10 protein-coding genes and 2 pseudogenes are annotated in these 21,140 nt (G+C 64.7%); 3 read left to right on the top strand and 9 right to left on the bottom strand.

What is annotated here, in order from left to right; all coding sequences use genetic code 11:
• Window positions 1-57: 57 nt before the first annotated feature.
• Together J7360_RS12315 and J7360_RS12310 are read right to left on the bottom strand one after the other, a co-directional pair.
• Entirely contained in the window at window positions 58-2,457 is a 2,400-nt protein-coding gene (locus J7360_RS12315; protein WP_209033947.1) for an NdvB protein, read from the bottom strand.
• 2 nt (window positions 2,458-2,459) lie between these two features.
• Window positions 2,460-3,842 carry an MFS transporter gene (locus J7360_RS12310; protein ID WP_057659248.1) on the bottom strand — a complete coding sequence of 461 codons (1,383 nt, stop codon included), beginning with the start codon at window positions 3,840-3,842 and terminating at the stop codon, window positions 2,460-2,462.
• A 157-nt stretch (window positions 3,843-3,999) separates the two neighbouring features.
• Between J7360_RS12310 and J7360_RS12305 the strand changes: the two genes are divergently transcribed.
• On the top strand, window positions 4,000-4,584 hold the full coding sequence (locus J7360_RS12305; protein ID WP_209033945.1) for a gluconokinase, GntK/IdnK-type: 585 nt from the start codon (window positions 4,000-4,002) through the stop codon (window positions 4,582-4,584).
• Between the two features lie 807 nt (window positions 4,585-5,391).
• Window positions 5,392-7,122 (top strand): annotated as a pseudogene (locus J7360_RS12300) (PQQ-binding-like beta-propeller repeat protein).
• 387 nt (window positions 7,123-7,509) lie between these two features.
• Here J7360_RS12300 and J7360_RS12295 read toward each other — a convergent pair.
• From J7360_RS12295 to J7360_RS12275, 5 genes are all read right to left on the bottom strand, one after another.
• On the bottom strand, window positions 7,510-7,737 hold the full coding sequence (locus J7360_RS12295) for a hypothetical protein (RefSeq protein WP_005914565.1): 228 nt from the start codon (window positions 7,735-7,737) through the stop codon (window positions 7,510-7,512).
• Window positions 7,718-8,167: a 3-dehydroquinate dehydratase gene (locus J7360_RS12290; RefSeq protein ID WP_057659252.1), complete on the bottom strand. Its 450-nt coding sequence runs from the start codon at window positions 8,165-8,167 to the stop codon at window positions 7,718-7,720. The genes J7360_RS12295 and J7360_RS12290 overlap by 20 nt, the downstream gene beginning before the upstream one ends.
• A gap of 10 nt (window positions 8,168-8,177) precedes the next feature.
• On the bottom strand, window positions 8,178-8,606 hold the full coding sequence (locus tag J7360_RS12285; protein ID WP_057659254.1) for a hypothetical protein: 429 nt from the start codon (window positions 8,604-8,606) through the stop codon (window positions 8,178-8,180).
• Window positions 8,607-8,866: 260 nt separating this feature from the next.
• Window positions 8,867-12,721, bottom strand: coding sequence for a translocation/assembly module TamB domain-containing protein (locus tag J7360_RS12280; protein WP_209033943.1), 3,855 nt, complete (start codon window positions 12,719-12,721; stop codon window positions 8,867-8,869).
• A complete protein-coding gene (locus J7360_RS12275) occupies window positions 12,718-14,499 on the bottom strand; it encodes an autotransporter assembly complex family protein (protein ID WP_017156060.1) in 1,782 nt (593 codons plus the stop codon). The genes J7360_RS12280 and J7360_RS12275 overlap by 4 nt, the downstream gene beginning before the upstream one ends.
• 236 nt (window positions 14,500-14,735) lie before the next feature.
• On the opposite strand from J7360_RS12275, the pseudogene J7360_RS12270 reads away from it, so the two are divergent.
• A pseudogene (locus J7360_RS12270) lies at window positions 14,736-17,077 on the top strand (TonB-dependent receptor).
• A 224-nt stretch (window positions 17,078-17,301) separates the two neighbouring features.
• Here J7360_RS12270 and J7360_RS12265 read toward each other — a convergent pair.
• Complete coding sequence (locus J7360_RS12265) at window positions 17,302-18,891, bottom strand: sulfotransferase (RefSeq protein WP_057659259.1); 1,590 nt, start codon at window positions 18,889-18,891, stop codon at window positions 17,302-17,304.
• Entirely contained in the window at window positions 18,891-21,086 is a 2,196-nt protein-coding gene (gene glyS, locus J7360_RS12260; RefSeq protein WP_057659261.1) for a glycine--tRNA ligase subunit beta, read from the bottom strand. Before glyS ends, J7360_RS12265 begins: the two co-directional genes overlap by 1 nt.
• Between the last annotated feature and the right edge of the window lie 54 nt (window positions 21,087-21,140).

The following is a 21,140-nucleotide window of genomic DNA, read 5'->3' as shown; positions in this document are numbered from 1 at the left end:
GCGCTGCTTCAGCCACCCATTGCCGCCGCCACTGCTGACACGGCGAGCGACCCGCCATCAACCGGGCAGCCTTACCTGGACCCGATACACCTTCCCGCGTGCGATGTTGCCGATGCGCTGCTCCGGACAGAGCTCGCCATCCACCAGCACCTCCATCGCGGTGCGGCCCGGCTCGCGCGTCAGCGTGAGGTCGAAGTCCGCGCCGCGGAACTGGCGCCTCGCACGCGCCTGCGGCCAATGCGAGGGCAGCTGCGGACGGATCGCCAGCGCGTCGCCCTCGCCCACCAGCCCGAACAGGCCTTCCAGCACGCAGCGATACACCCACGCCACCGTGCCGGTGTTGAACAGCTGGCTCGAACGCCCCGCCGTACGCGGGTATTGATGCCACGCGCCACGGTAGTAATTGGGCAGCGACACCGGCAGGTGGCCGCGTTGCAGCACATCCTCGCGTGTCGGCCCTGGCAGCAGGGCGCGCAGGATCTCCCAGGCGCGGTCGGCCTCGCCAATCTGGTACAGGCTGTACAGATAGAATGCCGCCGCGTGGTTGTACACCGCACCGTTTTCCGCCGCGCCCGGCCACTTCTGGGTCAGCCGGCCCACGTCGTCGCGCATGTGCGTGTACGCCGGCGCCAGCATCACCGGGCCATACGGTGTGTGCAGCTGCTCGCGTACCGCCTCCAGCAGCGCCGCACGTTGCTGCGCATCGGCAGTGCCGGCCAGCAGCGCGAAACTCTGCGGATTGAGATAGATGCGCCCCTCCACATCGTCGGCGATGCCGAAGCGCACCCCGTCGTCGGTGATGCCGCGCGCGTACCAGTTGCCGTCCCACAGCTCACGGTTGGCATCGGCGTTGATGACGGCAACCGCCTCACCGAATGCCTGCGCCTGTGCGCTGCGCCCTTGCGCGGTGCAGATCTCCGACCACAGGCGCACTGCATACGCAGTGGCCACGGTGAGCCAGCCGGACACGCCCCTGCCGCGCCAGCCGACCATGTTCATCGGGTCGCACCAGTCGCCCTGCGCAATGAAGCTCAACCCACGTGCATCGCGCGCATCCAGCAGCCATTGCATCGCTGCATCCAGGCGCTCGGCCACGCTCAGGCGCTGCCCGTCATGGGTTTCCACGCGCGCGTCCAGGATGCTGGTATCGCCGGTTTCGGCCAGATATGCGCTGAGGAAGATCGGCAACCACACGCAGTGATCGGTATGCGGCACCTGGTTGATGTATTTGAGCTCGGCGCCTTCCACCAACAGGATGCCGTCCGGCATTGCGCCGCTGGGCTCCTGCTGCGACAAGGCATGCAACAGCGCTGCGCGTGCGGTGGCAGGCTGCAGGTAGGCCATGCCCATATGGTCCTGCAGATAATTGCGCGTCTGCGGATCGGTGGTCAGGCGATTGACGTCGCCGTGATAGAACACCTGACGCGGCAACCAGTGGTTGACCAGATTGTCCAGCGCCGCATCGGGTGTTGTGATCTGCACGCAGCCATTGCCGGCCTGCAGGTACTGCGCGTAGTAGCGCGCGGCCGCAGCAAATCCTTCTTCCGAGAGATAGCGCGCACGCAGCGCGGCAATTTCGGCATCGTCCTTGGCCGGCCCGAATGCGAAGCGATACACGCTGGCCGCATCGGCCTCCAGGGTCAGCCGGTATTGCAACGCGGCGGCTGGCGTTTCGTAATGCGCCTCGTGGTTGCCCAGCTGCTCGGCCTGCACGGCCGATGGCGCGTGCAAACCACCCTCGCCTTCGAATGCCATCTGCTGCGCGTCCCAGGCCACCGGCGTCTGCTCGTGCAGCAGAAAGGTGCAATCCTTGAAATCGCGCTGGCGGAAGTAATCGTCCACCTTTTGATACGGCGCCACGCTCCGGCAGACGATCCCGCCCAAGGCCGGCTCGTACCCGCCGGATTGATGCATCCACGACATGTAGCCGACCGGGAAATACGCATACAGGCTCAGCCTGCGCCCGCGACCGGACCCGTTGTGCACACGACATTCCCACAGCTCCACCGCATCGTCGGTGGGGAGGGAAACGCACAATTCCACCACGATGTCGTCATGGCGCACCCGCCAGCGCACATCGTGCTTGCCGGCAGAGAACTCGAACGCTTGCGGCTGCGCGCGCACCGGCTCGTGCGGCACCGAATACAACGCGCCGGTGTCTTCGTCCTTGAGATAAAAGAACCGACCGGGGTGATGCGCGTAGTACGGCTGCTCCGGCATCATGAAATTGCGCGCTTCCAGCATTGGCGCATGCGCGTATTTCGATGGCTCCGGCTGCATGAACTGTCCGGTGGCATAACCGCGGCAGGTCAGCTGCACCATCATGCGGCGGTTCCACAGGAAGCCGCCGGCATTGGGCATCGCCGTGGGGCTGTAGAGTGCGTAGCGCGCACCATCGGCACTGGGCGCCATCAAGCTGGACAGCGCATCGGACGTTGAGGGGGGCGTTGCAGACACGGTCAGGGGTGCTCCGGTTCGTCGCGCTTGCGCGCGGCCAGTTCGTGCTGGATGCGGTTCAACAGCCCGTCGTCCAGCGGATAAAAACGCATGGTCCAGGCCGCCAGCAGCGCAACCGCGCCCGGAATCACGGTCAGCAGCAGCACGATGCCGGTCAACGACCCGGTGGACTGCGCGGTGTTGGCGACATAGCCCATTGCAGCCAGCACCCAGGCAATGCCGGCCGAGGCCAACGCCCCGCCGAGCTTTTGCGAAAACGTCGCCGCGGCGAACGTCATCGCCGTGGCACGGCGGCCGGTGCGCCATTCGGTGTAGTCGGCGCTATCGGCATACATCGAAAACGCCAACGGCGATTTCGGCCCCAGCGCCAGACCGATCAGCATGTTCAAGACAAACACCGCCCACACCGCATGGGCCGGCACGAAAAACATCGCGCAGCTCAGCAGGCCGACGAGCACCATCAGCCAGAACATCAGCTGGCGCTTGTCCCAGCGCCGCGTCAGCAGCGGCGTGATGGCCGCACCCACCCCCAGGGCGACCGAATAGCTACCCAGAAACAGGCCAACCAGATCCGGGCGTTGTACGTAGTACTTGAGGTAGTACACGCCCGCACCACCGCGCATGGTGATCGTGATCATGATGATCAACGACAGCACGAACAGTACGCACCACGGTTTGTTCTGCAGCAGATCGGCGATGTCGCGACGAATCGGTGTGCGTTGTTGCGGCGGCGGCTGCACGCGTTCGCGCGTGGTCAGCGCCACGGCGACGAACAACGCAAGCGCCACCGCGCCGTACAGCATCATCGTACGTTGCCATCCCAGCGCATCGTCGCCTGCGCCGAACCAGCGCACCAGGTCCATCGTGAAGTAATTGACCAACGTGGTCCCTGCAAACGCACCGATGAATCGCAGGCTGATCAGGCCGGTACGCTGCTGGCTGTCGGCGGTGATCACGCCGGATAATGCCGAGTACGGAATGCTCACCACCGTGTAGGCCAGCATCATCACCAGGAAGGTGATCGTGGCCCACCACATGCGCCCATGTTGGTCCAGATCCGGCGTGGTGTAGGCAAGCACGCCAGCAGCGGCCATCGGCAGCGCGCCCCACAGCAGATACGGGCGGAACTTGCCAAGCCGGCTACGCGTGCGGTCGGCCAATGCGCCCATCGCGGGGTCGGCGATCGCATCGGCGATCTTGGTCAAGAGGATCATCGTGCCGACCGCAGCAGCCGGCAGGTGCATGGTGTCGGTGTAGAAGATCAGCAAGAACGCCGAGATGTTGGCCCAGTACAGATTCAGACCCAGATCGCCGGCGCCATAGCCCAGCTTTTCGCGCCAGCGCAGGCGCGCCGATGCAGGAGACGTTGCGGGCGATGACGGCATCGACACACCTTCAAATGCGTTGTACCCGGCCGAGCACGCCGTTACGCTGAGTGCCCGCGCACCTGGCGAGGAGCGCCGACGCTACACCACGCATCGGCTGCCGCCAACGTGAAATCCATTCGAATGCCGAATCGATCCAGAGATATAACCTGACGTGATGGACACCGCCCCACATGCCACGCCCGCGTCCGCTTCGCCGCTTGCCATCGTGGTGATGGGCGTGTCCGGCAGCGGCAAGACCACCATTGCACAAGCGCTGGCAGCGCATTACCGCTTCCGTTTTCTGGACGCAGACGACTACCACAGCGTGGCAGCACGCGCGCAGATGGCGGCCGGCCAACCGCTCACCGACGCGATGCGTCTGCCGTGGGTAGAACTGCTATCGGCCACGCTGCGCGATTTCGTGCAGGCCGGCGAATCGGTGGTGCTGGCCTTCTCCGGTTTGCGCAGCGCGCATCGCCAATTGCTGCGCAACAGCGGCGTGCCGATGCGCTTCGTGTTCCTGCACGCAGCTCCGCACGTGATCGCCGCCCGCCTGAGCAACCGCGCGGGCCACTTCATGCCAGCCACATTGCTCGACAGCCAGCTGCAGACGTTGGAGCTGCCGCTGGACGAAGCGGACGTGGTGTCGGTGGACGTGGATGCCAGCGTGCCTGCGGTGGTGCAGGATGCGATCGCACAGCTGGCAGCGATCGATCCCGCTGCAGTGCAACATGCCTCACGCGCATCGGAGCGGGTGTAAGCGGACGCACACGACGTGCGTGGTGCCTGCGGTGAGTGCCGCCTAGGCGTTGTGCGTTGTGCGTTGTGCGTCACGAGGCTACCGCTTCCGTGCCGATGGCCAACCTGTAGCGATATCGCGACGCGCAGCCTGGCTGCAGCGCAGGGAGACAATGCACGTAACGGCGCAGCGCCCAACGTCTGCTGTCGCGCTAGCTTGCGCATCCAGCGCGCATCCACGCGGCCGCATGCCGCAGAAAAGTACCGCATCAGCAACGCGCCATTCCCTTCTCCCGCCGGGAGAAGGTGCCCCGAAGGGGCGGATGAGGGGACGGCCACCCGCATCGCTCATCTCTCCACTTCCGCACGCCGTACGACAGGCAACGCGCAGCGCAATCAGCCGCAGTGCCGAGCCGATGCCCCATTCGCTGCATACCGCAGAACGCTGCAATCGACCGCCGACATCGCGCACCGGGTTCGTCGCACCCTTCCCATCGCGTCCATCCGTTGCAAAGGCCCACACCCAAGGTTGCGCAACATTTCCTGGTTACTTCTTGCAAACCGCCGTCATCGACGCATCTTCGGCCAAGACCGCATCAATCATTTTTTCTATCGCAACACAGAAAATGGTGATGAATCATCACGATTGGTGCGAATAACGAACCGATTGAACGCAAATTTTTCAAGTTGGTCGCACCAGATGCAAACGGACCCGACCATTGTCTGAATGCAGCGCCGCGCAGGTGTTGCGCGGTCACGTCAATCGTCCATCGTTCGGTCAGCCGATCCGGGGGGATCCAGCGCTTCCTTCCATCTAGGACATGCCGTGATGACCAACCCCAAACGCCGTTTGCGACTCCACAGTTTGACGCTCGTTCCTTGCCTGCTCGTCAGTGCCGTGGCTTTGGCGCAGTCTGGCGCCACCACCGCGCAGCAGCCGGTATCGTCCCTGGATACCGAGGCATTCGCCCGCTCCGGCCAGGTCTGGCGCAGCTTCGGTCAAGACCTTCCCTTCGCCAGCCCCAGCAACTGGACCGTGGCCGGCGGGGGCTACTTGAATTCGCGTTTCGCACCGGGCGAATGGAAGATCAATCGCACCACGGTCAAGACCCTCAAGCCGGCGTGGACGCTGACCACCACCGGCGACATCTCGGCCACGCCCAGCATCTAAGGCGGCACCCTATACGTGCCCGACTGGGGCGGCACGCTGTACAGCGTGGACACGCAAACCGGCAAGCCGAACTGGCAGGCCAAGCTGTCGGACTACACGAACAAGAGCAATTCGCTCTCGCGCACCACACCTGCCATCACCCCCAAGAGCATCATCCTGGGCGACATGGCCGGCGGCACCGTGCTGGCCTTGGACAAGAAGACCGGCAAGTTGCTGTGGAAGAGCGAGGTAGAGACCAATCCACAGGCACAGATCACCTCGTCCCCGGTGGTGTACGGCAACCGCGTGTACCTGGGGGTATCCTCCAGGGATTATGAAAGTCTCGATCCCACCCACCGGTTCTCATTCCGCGGCAGTGTGGTGGCGCTGGATGTGAACACCGGCAAGAAGGTCTGGCAGTTCTACAACGCGCCCGAAGGCTATACGGGTGCATCGACTTGGGGCCAGGTCGCCGTGGACCCGATCGCGCGCCGCATCTATTTCGGCACAGGCAACAACTACAACATTCCCGCCAGCGTCGGTAACTGCGTGTCCAATGCGCGCTCCTATCGCGGCGGCGACCTGACCGTCCAGGATGAACTCAACTGCATGGCACCGGACAACTACGTCGATTCGGTGATTTCGCTCAATCTGGATACCGGCAAGCTGGTCTGGGCCAACCGCAACCAGGGCTACGACGCCTGGAATCTGTCGTGCATCCTCGCCCCGACCAATGGCCTGTGCCCGAACACCCAGGCAACCAACCTGACCGGCCCGGATTACGACTTTGGCGGTGCGGGCGTGCAACTGTTTGCGGTGCCGCGCAACGGCAAGCTGCAACAACTGGTCGGCGCCGGACAGAAGAGTGGCATCTATTGGGCCTTCGACGCCAAGACCGGCGCCAAGGTGTGGTCCACCCAAGTTGGTCCGGGCGGCACCACCGGTGGTATCGAGTGGGGCGCCGCGTTTGATCCCTACAAGTCGCGCATCTATGTCGGCATCAACAATAACCTCAACACCCCCTACACGCTGGGCCCAGACAACACCGTCAGCCACAACGCCGGTTCGTGGGCGGCACTGGATGCGGCTACCGGCAAGATCCTGTGGCAAGTGAAGGCACCGGGAATCAACCCCGTCAATCCGACGGTGCCGGCCGGCGCGCAGGGTCCGATCACCGTCTCACCTAACCTGCTGTTTGCCGGATCGATGGCAGGCAATATGGTTGCCCTGGACAGCGATACCGGCGCCACCTTGTGGAACTACAAGGCCAGTGGCTCGGTGATGAGCGCGCCGGCAATCGTGAACGGTGCGCTGTACTGGGGCTCCGGCTATGCACGCAACAACTTCGGTGTCGCAGCAACGGCCAACCAGCTGACCAAGTTCGTGCCGGATAACGCAGCAGCCAAGTAAGCAGGATCTGCAGGGGTCCATGGCCCGGTCCTGTCAGAACGACACCGCCGCCTTCGGGCGGCGGTGTCTTTGTGGCGGTTGCCGTTTGCCCAGGTGTGACCGCGGGCGTGCCACGAAGGAGGCGGCAACACGGCAACGCATCGTCTACAGCGATCAAGAGACGTCCTCGCACTGAACGCAGCACGTGGCGACCAATAGACAGCGAACCGTCGTCTGGCCGGCGCGGATAGCGCGCTTGGCATGGCCGTCAGGCTTCAGCGCTATTGACGACGAAAAAGCCATTGATGGCGCGCGATCCCGCATTCCCGCGTGTCCGCGTGGTACATGCCGGCCGAGCACGACGCACGCACGCCTGTCGGCGCGCTTTTTTTTGGTCCAATCTCGCAACTACAGCCGCGTGACCTGGCATAGGCGAATCTGTCCGGCCTCCAACCCATGCGCCTCGGCCGCACGCCGGCGCAGCGCACGCACCAGCGCGGCTGCGTCCAGTTCGCCATCGGCCGGCACGTCCACGCTATGCGCCAGTTGCCCCCACAGCACCGGCCGGCCATCGCAGTAGCCCTCGTAATCGGCGAAGTAATGCAGCTGGCGCCGCTCAGGTCCCGACGTGGACATCGCCTTGGATCTCCGTGCAGCCCAGATGTTCCAGCGCGATCTCCAGCCCCAACAGATAGCTCTGCGCGCAGTAGCCACGCACCGTGGCGATGCACTGCCCCAGACCGTGCGGCAGGCAGCGCTCCGGACGGTCCACGCTGTCGTCGTGCGTTTCGACATAGGGGTAAGGCAGGTCTCTGAGCACGCGATGTAGCCGCGCACTGTCCACGCAACTGCCCGGATCGATCAGCGCGATCTCCATCCGCGCCTGACCGGCCACACGTAGCGCATCCAGCAGTTCCTGTTCCGAGCCACAGGCACGCAATGCCACCGTCTTGCCCGCGTCCCCGGCACACGCCACCAATTGGCGAACGACGGCGGGCGGCAACGGCTGCGGCCCACGCACCAGCGGCATCGCCGCTTCCGGCCCACGCAGGATCATGATCGACATGGCGACCTCCTCAGGCAGCAACGCGCAGTGGCGCGTGCAGCGACGGCAGACACCGAGCGGCAATGCCGAGCGACATCGCATACGCGCGCGGCGCATCGTGCGGCGTGATCACCACCGCCAACGGCGCGTGTTGCGCATGCAGCCACGGCTCCAGTTCCTGATCGGCATCGGTATGCAGCTCGATATACGGCGTGGGCAACGCGTCCACGGCAGCGCGCAAGGCGCGCGCGCAACTGCGCTCGGACAACGGCAGATCGCCCGAATCCAGCAACACCAGCTCCACCTCGGCATCGCCCCCGGCCGCATGCAGTTCGGCAATCAAGCGATCCACATCGGCACACGCCAGCGTACGCAACGCACGCCCAGCGCACTCAGGCAGTTGCATCGGCACCAACGGCGCCGGATCGGCCTGAGGACCGCGCAAAATCAGGATACACATCGTGTTCGGCTCAACGCACCACAGTGCGGGAGTGCCAAGGTAGGCCTGACGGGCATAAAGAGGCTATGCGCGCGCCGGTGCGCGAGCATAAAGAGTGCGTAATGGCACGTTGAAACAGTTCAACGCGCCATTGATGCCGATGCGCAGCGCAGGTAAAGCAGATGCAACCGGTGTGATCCCCCATCAATGCAACAAGAGCTGCACACCAACGCCAGCAGACGCCGCAGAAGGACCAGCAGTTCCTACCAGCTCACCGTCGCCTACTTCTCCCGCCGCCAATTCACCGACCCCTTGGTCTCGATGGTGCTGGATTCGGCTTCGATATCGAAGCCGCGGCTGAGCAGGTATTTGAGCGTCAGTACCGAGCCGCCGCCGACCATCGACACGCCGTAGCCGACGTAGAGTTTGGGCGAGAGATATTTGCCGAAACCCACCACCGAGCCCAACGTGCTGGATTGACTGACGCCGGCTTCGTCCAGGCCGAGCTTGGCGCCGATCTGCGAGGCGATCAGGCTGCTGCCGGCCGACAATGCCGCCGAGGCGGCGCTGACCTGCTGGGTTTCGTCGCTGCTGGCGGTGGACAGGCCGCGGCCCAGGACCAGGTACGAGAGCGCTTCGGATTGCGACATCGCCGGTTCGGACCACACATCGGCACGCGGCGATTCGGCGCGGCCGCTGACGTCGATGCCGGCGGTGACATCGCCGATCTTGCGTTCGGCGCGCAGGCTCACGCGCGGGTCGGAGACGATGTTGTTGTTCCAGGTCAGCTGACCACGAGTAATGGTCAGATCCTGGCCATAGGCCTTGTAGCGACCACGCACATCCAGCCCGCCGTTGGCGGTCATTTCGCGGCCAGGGCGCGCACGGATCTGCATCTGCCCGCTCAGTCCGCCCTTGAGGCCGAAGCCGCTCATGTTGACCTTGTCGCCGAGCACGATCGCCAGGTCCATATCCAATGGCGATGCGGGCGTCTGTTCCGGGTCCACCGGGTCCAGCACCACCACGTCTTCGGACACCGAGGTGCCACGGTCCAGGCGTTCCAGGTCGATATCCGCTTCGGGCACGGTGACCTTGCCACGCAACTGCATGGTGTTATCGGTAATGCCGAACTGCATGTCCGGATTGGCGATGATGCGCAGCTCGCTGGTGTTGTAGGCCAGCACGTTGTCGCCGCGGATATTGAGCAGCAGCGGCGTGCTGGTCCCGAACCACGACAATCCGCCATCGACGGTGAGCGTGCCGGGCCCGGACTTGGCCGAGGCGGTGATCTTGGCCGAACCATCCGGCAACGCGTCGAAGCGGCCCTTGCCCTCGCTCAGCGTCAAACCCATCGATGGATATTCGGCGGTGAAATCGCTCAGGGTCGCATCGCCGCCGAGCAGCGGTTTGTCGCGGGTGCCGCGCAGGCTCACGTGGCCTTCGACCAGCCCTTTCGGCCGCACCACGTCGGCAATCACCAGCTCCAGCCAATACAGCCGCGACATGTTCAGATACAGCTCGCCGTTGAGCGGCGCGTACGCATCCCAACCAGTATTGAACTTGGCATCGACAAAGCCGGCGCCCTGGAAGCCGATACCGAGCTTGCCCTGGATCTGTTGCTGGCTGAAATCGGCCTGCACGCTGAATTGGTCGTAGCGCAGCAACTCGCCGCGATTGGGATTGCCGGCCACTGCAGCGTAGCGGCTTTCGCCCAAACGAATGCCGCCTTCGGGCGATGCGATGCGCAGGCTGCCTTCCCAGGCGTTGCCGCGCGGCTTGAAGCTACCGTCCAGCGACAGCTCGCCACGCAGATAGATCTGCCGACCTTCCTGCTTGGGCAGCCACGGCTGCACCAGCGACAGCGGCAGCGCGTCGCCATGCACCACCATGCCCTCGCGCGGCCAGTTGGCGCTGGCGCACAGTGCGCCACCGGTGGCCGCACCCAGGCAGGTGTCGGACAAGGTAAACGCCGCGCCATCGGTGCCGAACTGCGCCGGTTGGCGCAGTGCCCAGGCATCGCCCTTGGCTGGGGCAATGCGCAAGGTCGCGAGCTGACCCTGCCACCGCTCGCCGTTGCGACGCACATCGCCCTGCAGGGCGACAGTCGCCATGCTGTTGGCGATGTCCGCATCCAGCCGCAGGGCCTCCACCGCGCCGCGCGCTTGCACGCGCACGCTGTCGAGCACCACACCGGCTTCGATGGCGGTACCTTGGAAGGCCAGTTGGCCATCGCTGCCGCGCCACGGCAGCCGGCCGCGCAGGCTGATGCTCTGGGCGCTATAGGTGTCCCAGCGCAGGCCGTTGCCGGCAATGTCGGCGGTGATGTCGGGTGCGTCGCGCGTACCGCTGACCTGCAGCTGCCCACGCACGACGCCGGTGGCACCAGGCAAGACATCGTCCAGCTGCAACGGCTGCAGCTGCGCGGCGATATCGAGCTGGTCGCCCACCTTGCCCTTGGCGGTGATGCGGCTATTGCCCAGCGCCAGTTGCAGCTCGCCTTCGCCCTGTTCGCCGCGCAACGCGAACTTGCCGTTGCCCGACAGCGCGCGTTGACGCAGCTGGCCGGCCAGGCTGGGAATGTCCGCAGTGGCCTCGAACCCCGGCGAGACACCGCCGGCAGGAGCCGGCAATTGCCGCCCCTTGGAGGCGATCTTGCCGGACAGGTTGCCGTTCCAGCCCGGCGCGAAATAGCCCGGGTCGAACTTGGCCAGTTGCGCGCTGACATCCCATTGCAGCTCCGGCGCCCAGGCCACTTCACCGGTGAGATCCAGCGCACCGCCCGGCGTTTTCGCCTGCACCTGCTTGAGCTGTGCACGTTGGTCGTTGCCACGGCTGTCGAAGACCAGCTCGGCCTGCTGGCCATCGCGCTCCAGTGCGGCGTGGCCGATCGCAGCCCAGGCTTTCAAGGTGCCGGCCACGCCCAGGCGTGCGTCTTTCAGCTCCACCGGCACCAGCGGCGCGTCCGGTGTGGCCGGATCCGCGGCCGGAGTGAAGCGCAGGCCGCTGGCGTTGACCGCAAAGCGGAAACTCGGATTCTGGGTATCGCGGAAATCGGCGGTGCCGCGCAGTTGCGTGCGGCCTTCGAAGGTGTCGATCACCAACGGTTCGAAGGTGAGGACCTGCTCGGCCAGGCGGACATGCGAGGGTTGCAGCGTAGCGCTCAGTTCGCCTTGCTTGATGCTGCCGTGCAGATCGGCGTTGCCGCCCTTGCCGGAGGCTTCCAGGTTCAGCGCGATCGGCGTGGCAGGCGGATTGGCTTGCCCCTGCGCGGCCGGAATCAACAGCGAGGTATCCAGCGCCTCGGTCACCGCCTTGAACGCCCAGGTCGGGTCGTCGCGACCGGTGAACACCAGGCTGGCCTGCAGCGGCGCCGGCGCCCGGCCGGCAATGGCCACTTCCATCTTGTCCAGATCCCCGCGGGCCACCAGCCCCAGGCTGGCCGGGGTGCGCCCGCGTGCGGCCGGTAGCACGGCAGTGGCGGTCAGGTCGGCGCGGTAGTCGTCGTTGGGCAGGTAATCGCCGTGCAGGCGGAAGTCGCCCATGTCGGTGTCGATCACCAGATCGCGCGTGCGCAGCTCGCCGGTGGCGACCTCGAGCCCGCCCTGCACGGTGTGCAGCACGATCATCGGCTGCTGCAGCTGGGTGATGCGCAGGTTCTGCACATCGATCTTGTCGGCCTGGATCGCCAGCGGCACGTTGATCTGCGGTAGCGACTCGGGCCAGCTGGGCAGGGTGAACGGTTCCTCGCTCTTGCCCAGGTTCAACGTGGCATTGCTCACTTGCACCGCGTCCAGCTGCAGCTTGCGCCCCAGCAACGGGCGCAGGTCCGGCTCCAGATACACGCGCTCGGCGGTGAAGTGGATGTCCTGATACTTGAAGTCGACATTGCGCAGGGTCAGCGGGCCGGCCACCGGGCCTTCGACGGCGCGGTAGGTAAAGGTGGCGCCCACCGGCAGGCGCGCGGTGACCTGCGCCAGCAACACATCGCGCCCGGCCACGGTCTGCAGCAGCCAGTAGATCGCGATCAAGGCCAGCAGCACCAGCCCGAGCACGGTCAGGCCCGAGCCCACCCAGAAGCGGCGCCGGCGATAGAAGCGTGCGCGGCGCGGCGCGGAGGGCGGCGTGGGCGTGCTCACAGGTTGGCCCCGATATCGATGTAGAGCTGAAACTGCGAGTCGGGGTCGTTCAAGCCATGCGCGATATCCACCCGCACCGGGCCCACCGGCGAGCGCCAACGCAGGCCGAAGCCGACACCGGTATGCCAGTCGGGCCGGTCATCGAAGGCGCTGCCGCCATCGACGAACACCGCGCCGCCCCAGGGGCCGCCCTTGAGATAATGCTCGTATTCGGCACTGGCGGTGACCACGTTCTTGGCACCCAGCGCGAATTCGTCGGGCTTGGGCGTGCGCGGGCCGACTTCGCGGAACGCATAACCACGGATGCTGTTCGCGCCGCCGGCGAAGAAGCGCAGGCTCGGCGGCATCGCCACCAGGTCGCTGGTCCAGGTGGTGCCACCTTCGCCGCGCAGGATCAACCGGCTGTTGTCGCCGGCGCCCAGGAACCAGCGCAGCTGGCCATACAGCTGGCCGAAGTTGGTGTCCGAGCCGGCACCTTCGGCGCCGCCGCGAATGAACATCTGCGCCGACACGCCGCTGCGCGGAAACAGCCGGTCGTCGACATTGACGTAGTTGGCCTGCAACTGCGGATAGATCAAGGTGGAAGTCTCGTACACCGCGCCTTCGAAATCGTCGCCGCTGCTGAAACGCCACCGCTCGCGCAAGGCGTTGATCGAGGCGATCGCGCTCCAGCGCTCGTTGATCTGGCCACTGCGGCTGCCGGTGAGTTTGACGTTGCGCAGGTCGATGTACTCGGTCTGCTCGTCGTACAGCCGCGCCGAGGCGGTGTACCAGCCATCCAGCCAACGGAACGCCGGCACGCGGTAGCTGGTGGTCAGGCTCTTGCGGTTCTGCGCGTAATCCAGCTGCGTGTCCATCTTGTGGCCGCGCGAGTTCACATAACGCCGCTCCACGCCACCGCGTACACCGGCGCCGCTTTCGCTGCCGTAGCTCAAGCCGGCGGTGTAGACCGTGCGCTTGGCGCGGGTAAGTTTGACGTCCACCGGCACGCGGCCTTGGTCGTCTGCCTCTTCGGGCTTGGGCTGGATGTCGATGGTGCTGAAGTAATCCAGCTTGGTCAGCGACTCGCGCAATCGGTCAAGCTTGCCTTCGTGGTAGTAGCTGCCCTCTTCCCAGTACACCAGCGGGTCGAACAGGCCGTCGCGGAAGTAGTCGTAGTCGAAGCGCACCTTGCCCATGTCGTAGCGGCGGCCGCTGTCCCAGTTCAGATCGATGTCGGCCGCATGCTCGGCACGCGTGATCGCAACGCGGCGCTGGGTGAAGTCGGCATCGAAGTAACCACGCTCGGCCAGGCGCCGGGTGATGCGCACCTTGCTGGCTTCGTATTGCGGATGACTGAAGACCTGGCCCTCGCGCGGCTCGAACTGCTTGAGGTCCTGGCCCAGGTAGCGGTCCTGCTCGGCCCAGCCGGTGATCGAGATATGCGAGGTGCGTACCCGCACCGGCTCGCCGCGATCCACCGTGATCACCACGGTCACCTTGTCGCCGGCGCGCGGTGCAGCCAGCGTAATGGTCGGTGAGTAGTAGCCAAACGGCTCCAACGCCTCACGCGTTTGCCGCTCGGCCTGTGCCAACAGATATTCCAGACGCGACTCGCCCTGCTCCTTGCCCACGGCCTCATACAGAGACAGGGAGACCTGGATGTTCTCGATCATCTCGGCGTCGTCGCCGCCATCCAAGCCCTTGATTTCGATCTTGTCGATGGTTGCCCGAGCAACCGCTTGCAGCGGAACGAACAGGGTGCACAGCAAGGAAAGAGCAAACGCGACTTTAAGCATCGTCAAAGGATACCCAGCCTCGGCGTGAAGGGACAAAAAATCTAAGCAAACCCGACTATACGGGGACCGAGTGACGTGGTCACATTCGGCGTGTTGTTAACGTTTCGTTGGCACTGATTGCGAGCGGCCCCCCCAATTGCTGCTTGCCCGTTTACCTTGAGAGAGAGGTTCGTTTCATGAAGCGTCGTCTGCTGGTTACCGCCGTATGCACCGCCTTAACGATGCCATCGCTTGCGATGGCGCAGGACCAAGGTGACGTGACCCAATTGGACAAGGTCACCGTGACAGGTTCGTTGATCCCCCGCTCCCAGATCGAAACCGCGACCCCGGTGTTTTCGATCACTGCCCAGGACATCCAGCGCCGCGGCTTCAAGGACGTCTACGACGTGCTGCGCTCGCAGCCGATGGCCACTGGCTCCGTGCAGGACAGTCAGTTCAGTGGCGGCTTTACTCCGGGCGCCAAGTCATTGAGCCTGCTCGGGCTGGATCCGGGCTTCACCCTGGTACTCATCGATGGCCGGCCCATGGCCGACTACCCGCTGCTCTACAACGGCCAAAGCAACTTCGATCTGGCCAGCGTGCCGGTCGGCATGGTCGAGCGTATCGATGTGGCGCCCGGCAACCAGTCCTCGATCTACGGTTCCAGCGCCATCGCCGGGGTGGTCAACATCATCCTGAAAAAGCGCATGGACGGCGTGCAGATGAACTACCGCATGGGCACCTACGATGGTGGCGGCGGCAACAACCAGCGCTTTCAGCTCACTGGCGGCAACGAGATCGGCGGCGCCAATATCTTGTGGGGGCTGCAGCTCAATAATCAGGACCCGATCTACGGTTTTCAGCGGCGCGATTTCGATTCCACCAAAGACAACCCGGACCCGACCCTGCGCTACGGCTCGCGCATCGCGCTGCACAACACACCGCGCACCTACATCGACCCCGGTGCCGACAACTGCGCCGCGCTGGGCGCGCTGTTCAACGGTTCGGTGCAATACGACAACCGTGCCAACCGTGGCAATTTCTGCAGCAGCCGTGCCGAGCCTGGCTATGCCAGCATCCTCAACAAGGAGCGCAGCGCCAGCGGCTATGCCAACCTGAGCTATGCATTCAACGACAACGCCGAACTGTATTCGACCCTGCTGCTCAACCGCACCAAGGTCGAAGTCAACAGTGGCTCGCAGTTCTGGCAGTCCTCTTCTGACACCGGCGGTCTGTTCTACAACCAGGACAGCCAGCAGCTGGAAAGCTATCAGCGCATCTTTGCGCCGGAAGAAACCGGCAATCTGAATTTCAACAATAAGCGCCAGACCGCCGATTCCTACAACATCGCAATTGGCCTGAAGGGCGGCCTGGGCGCCAGCAACTGGACCTACGACGCCTATTACGCCCGTTCGGAATACCGCATCGACAGTCGCCAGCAATGGCCGCTGGCCGATCGCATCGAAGACTTCTTCCGCGAACAATTCCTTGGCGCACCGCAAGGCGAGTATTACGGCTACCCGATCTACTCGCCCAACGATGCCAACTTCTATCGCGCATTGACGCCGGCGCAGTACCGCAGCTTCAACGACGAAATCCGTACCAAGTCCAGAACCTGGACCCAGAACGTCAACCTGCAGCTGACCAATACCGAATTGTTCAACCTGCCTGCCGGCGCTGTGGGCATCGCCGGCGTGTTGCAGGCAGGCAATCAGTACTGGACCAACCCGACCGACCCGCGCGTCATCGCCGGCGACTTCTACCAGCTGACCGGCACCCAAGGCAGCGGCAAGCGCGACAACTGGGCGGCAGCCTTCGAAACGCGGATCCCGATCCTGAGCACGTTGACCGCCAACCTGTCTGGTCGCTACGACGACTACAAGAACCAGGGAGGCGGTGGGGATTCCAAATTCACCTACAAGGCTGCACTGGAATTCCGCCCGATCGACTCGCTGTTGTTCCGCGGTAACTACGCCACCGCCTTCAAGGCGCCGGACATGGCCTTCAGCTTTGCCGGCGACAGCGGCTTCTTCCAGGGCGTCAACGATTACTACCGTTGCGCGGTGGAAGAACCGGGCGTGCCGATCGCCGATTGCACCTACGCTGGCACCACGATTTCAGGACGCCGCGCCGGCAATCGCGATCTGAAGTCGATCACGGCCAAGTCCTGGGGCGCCGGCGTGGTGTGGTCGCCAAGCGCACGCTTCAGCGTCAATGCCGACTACTACAATATCAAGATCGACCAGAAGGTCAGCGATCTGAGCACCGACAATCTGCTGCAAACCGAATCGGCGTGCCGCCTGGGCAGCCTGGACATCAACTCGCCCACGTGCGTGGATGCGCTTTCGCGGATCGATCGTACCGGGCCCGATGCACCAGTACCCAATCGCCTGAGTAGCATTCGCATCAGTTCAATGCAACCCTGGACTACGCGGTCAGCGACGATATCTCGCTCACGGCAACGGTCAACAATATCGCCAATACCCGCCCGCCACGCGACCGCACCTACACCAGCTACCCGTACTACAACATCTTCAACTACACCGGCTATGGCCGTTCCTACATGCTGGAATTGAACTGGCGCTTCGGCGCGCATTGATTCACTGCACTGTGCCTGCGCACCTCCAGCGGCAGCCAGGACGGCTGCCGCTGGCGTTTTTGGGCTTGCGACGCAGCTGCGGCACTGCTGCTCGCTTGCATGCCAGCGCATGCAGTGATGACGTTGCACGAGCGGACTCGGCTAGCGCGACTGCATCGGTGTGCACCGGATTGGAGGCCTATGAAACGTGCTCCCAACGCATCTGGTGTGCCGCCTAGAGTGCGTTAATGCAAGCCAGCATCGATCAGACCAGCCTCTGACAACGCCTGCCGCAAAGGCTCCAACCGGATTGCATAGCGGCGCCATTCCTCCACGCTGCGGCTGTGCACGCCCTCGCGCACCTGCACGCTGCTCAACGTGGCCGACGCTGCCGCATTGCGCGTGATGTCGATCTGCCCCGGCTCGATGTCCAGCCCGCAATGCGCCATCAATTGCTGCAGCACCGTGGATGGATCACGCACCATCTGTGCGTAGTCCACATCGATCACCCGGCCCGGCAATGCGGCGCGCCATTGCGCCATCAATCCGTGATACGCCTGATAGTGACGCGCCAGTGTGTGCAGGTCGTAGCTGTAGGCATACGAGTCGCCGAACAGCGCGCGGTAATTGGAAAAACATACCGCCAACGGCTCGCGCACCAGGTGCATGATCAGTGCACCCGGCAGTGCGCGCGCAATCGCGCCGATCGCCACCGCATTGGCCGGCAATTTATCGATATACCAGCGCGCCGACCCGGCACGCCACTGCGTTTGTTGCAGATACCGCGTGCCAATCTGCGCATAATCCAGCGTGGGCAGCGCCTGCAGCAACGGCGCGTCCAGCAGACTGCGCCCGGCCTGATCGGCGCCCCAGCGCAACTGATGACCGAAGTCGTTCAACTCGCCGGCCGAAACGATCTGCGAATGATTGCCCAGCATCCGCTCCAGCACCGTGGTGCCCGAGCGCGGCAGGCCGAGCACGAAGATCGGCTGCGGACCTTGTACGGTACCGGTATCCTGCGCTGCGAACACGCCCCGCGCAGCCAACGCGCCCAGTTGCGCGTACAGCGCAGCTTCGGCATCGGCATCGTGGCGCAGACGTGCATGCATCACTGCATTGCCGTGCTGCAGCGCGTCCCAGGCGGCAGCGGTGTCGCCCAGGTCCTCCAGCTCCTTGTACAACGCAAACGCCAGCCCGGCACGATCTTCGCTTTCGGGTTTGGCGAGCTGCAATTGCTGACGTAGTTGCGCGACATGGTTGCTGCCGGTGGTCTGACGGCGCAGCCGCGCACGCGTGAGCGCTGCACGGCCGTAGCCGGGCGACAGCGCCAGGGTCTGCTCCAACGCCTGCGCCGCCTCATCCAGGCGCCCATTGAACTGCAGTTGCACCGCAAGAAAAAAACGGAAGTCCGGTCCATCGAATCCGCAGGCCTGTGCGCGCTGCATCATCGCCAATGCCTGGACGTGTTCGCCCAAGGATTGGTGCACGTGTGCAAGCAAAGCCAAGGTCGCGCCGTCGCGGCACTGCATCACCGAGGGATGCCGCAGCAGCGCGTGCAGTTCGCGATGTTCGCCAACGCGCAACAGGGCCTGCGCCACACGGCAGCGCATCGCCACATCCTCGCCCACATCGCGTGCGGCCAGCTGCAGCTGAGTCACCGCTTCGCGCATGCGGCCGTTGGCCAACACGGTGCCGGCCAGCAGCACGCGTGCAGAGACATGCGTCGGTTCCACCTCCAGCAGCGCCTGCAATGCAGACGCTGCCACACCCAGATCGCGCCGCGCCAACGCGGCCTGGGCGGTCTGCAAATGCAGCGCGCCCGCCGAGCTGGACATCAGCTGGACAGATGCTCGATGGCGGCAACGCTGCCGAGGCGGTCGCCGAGCTTGTTCAACAATGCGAGCCGGTTGGCGCGCAGCTGCGGGTCTTCGGCATTGACCATCACGCCGTCGAAGAACGCATCCACCTGTGGGCGCAGGCGCGCCAGGCGTGCGAGCACGGCAACGTAGTCGTGACGATGCAAGGCATCGCCGGTGTCGCCGATGGCCGCTTCCACCGCTTCGGCCAGGGCCTCTTCGGCCGGTTCTCGCAGCAGGCTGGTGTCGATGTCGCCGGGGATCTCGCCCTCGACCTTGCGCAGGATATTGCGGATGCGCTTGTTCGCCGCGGCCAACGCGGCGGCTTCGGGCAGCGTGGCGAAGATGCCGATGGCATCGATGCGGCAGTCGAAGTCGTAGAGGGAGCCGGGGGTCGCGCCCGGGTGCGCTCCTACGCTGGTCGGTGTCGGCACGGCCTCGGACGTGACCGAGAACAATGCGGCGACTGCATTGAAATGCGTGGCCGGTACGCCCTTGTCGGCGTAGTAGCCGCGTAGGCGGTCGAGGATGAAGTCGAAGATTTCTCCGGCCAACTGTGTGTGCTGCGCGGTGTCAATTTCAGAAATCGTTTCTTCGTTCGTCAACGTGGCCTTTCTGACGAGCCTATCCCATGGCAGCAAGTTGGAGGCCGCTACTAGCATTGCCTTCAGATTCAGATCAAACCCCGACTCAATCACCGTCCGCGCCAACCCCAACGCATTACGCCGCAGCGCAAACGGGTCCTTGTTCCCGGTCGGCTTCAACCCGGCCGCAAATCCACCGGCCAAGGTGTCCAGGCGTTCGGCAATCGCCAGCACCTTGCCCAGCGGCGAGAGTGCGATGTCGTCGCCGGCAAAACGCGGTTGGTAGGCCTCGTCGATGGCCAGCGCAATCTCGCCGGGCTCATCGGCGGCCTTGGCGTAATGGCGGCCGGCAATGCCCTGCAATTCCGGGAATTCGTTGACCATGCGCGATTGCAGGTCGTTCTTGGCCAACTGCGCAGCGCGGCGCGCCTGCACCGGGTCGGCGCCCACCTGCGGGGCGATGACTTCGGCCAGCGCCGCCACGCGCGCGACCTTGTCGGCCACCGTGCCCAGCTTGGCCTGGTAGGTCACGCTGGCAAGACCCGCGCCCATCGCCTCCAAGCCTTGCTTCAGGTCTTCGTCGAAGAAGAACTTGGCGTCGGCAAAACGCGGACGGATGACCCGCTCGTAGCCTTTGGCGACTTCGGCCACGTCCTTGGATTGGATATTGGCGATGCCGATGAACTGCTCGGTCAAGGTGCCGCCGTCATCCAGCACCGGGAAGAATTTCTGGTTGATCTCCATGGTTTCGATCAACGCTTCCTGCGGCACCGCCAGGAAGTCGCGCTCGAAACTGCACAGCACCGCCGCCGGCCATTCGACCAGGTTGACCACCTGCTCCAGGTTATCGTCGCTGATGCGTGCGCTGCCGCCGGCCTGCCTGGCCGCCGCCTGCACTTCGTCGACGATGCGGGCACGGCGCGCGTCCGGATCCACCAGCACATGCGCCGCACGCAGCGCATCGACGTAGTCGCCGGGCGCCGCCAGCGACACCGCGCCCTCATGCATGAAGCGGTGCCCGCGCGTGATGCGGTCGCCGCGCACGCCCAGCAATTCGGCCGGAATCACCGCGGTGCCGAACAACAGCACCAACCATTGCACCGGCCGTGCGAAGGCGTATTCGTGCGCGCCCCAGCGCATCGGCTTGGGGATCGGCATCGCGGCGATGGCCTCGCGCAGGATCTCCGGCAACAAGTCGGCCGTGCGCGCCCCCGGCGTCACTGCGCGATGCACGAAACGCTCGCCCTTGGCATCGCTGGTGCGTTCCAGCGCGGTCCAGTCGATGCCGGCCTTGGCGGCGAAACCGGCCAGCGCCTTGGTCGGCTTGCCCTCGGCGTCGAGGGCGATGTTGAGATACGGCCCCAGCACTTCGGAGCGCTGCTCCGGCTGCTCGGTGGCCACACCCGGCAGCAATACCGCCAGACGACGCGGGGTGGACAGCGGCTTGGCATCGCCGCGGGTGATGGCAACGCCGCGCTTTTCCAGACCGCTCAGCACGCCATCGAAGAACGCCCGCGCCAGACCCGGCAGCGCCTTGACCGGCAGCTCTTCGGTGCCCAGTTCGATCAGCAGGGGGTGCATCTGAGTCATTGCGTAGGACCTTGGTTTTCGCTTGGTTCGTCAACCGACGAAGGTGGCTTGATG

Origin of the sequence: Xanthomonas sp. D-99 (assembly GCF_017746145.1) — a bacterium.
In the GTDB taxonomy this organism is placed as follows: Bacteria; Pseudomonadota; Gammaproteobacteria; order Xanthomonadales; family Xanthomonadaceae; genus Xanthomonas; species Xanthomonas cissicola.
Note: the sequence above shows the minus strand (reverse complement) of the source record. Positions and strands in the feature narration are given on the sequence as shown.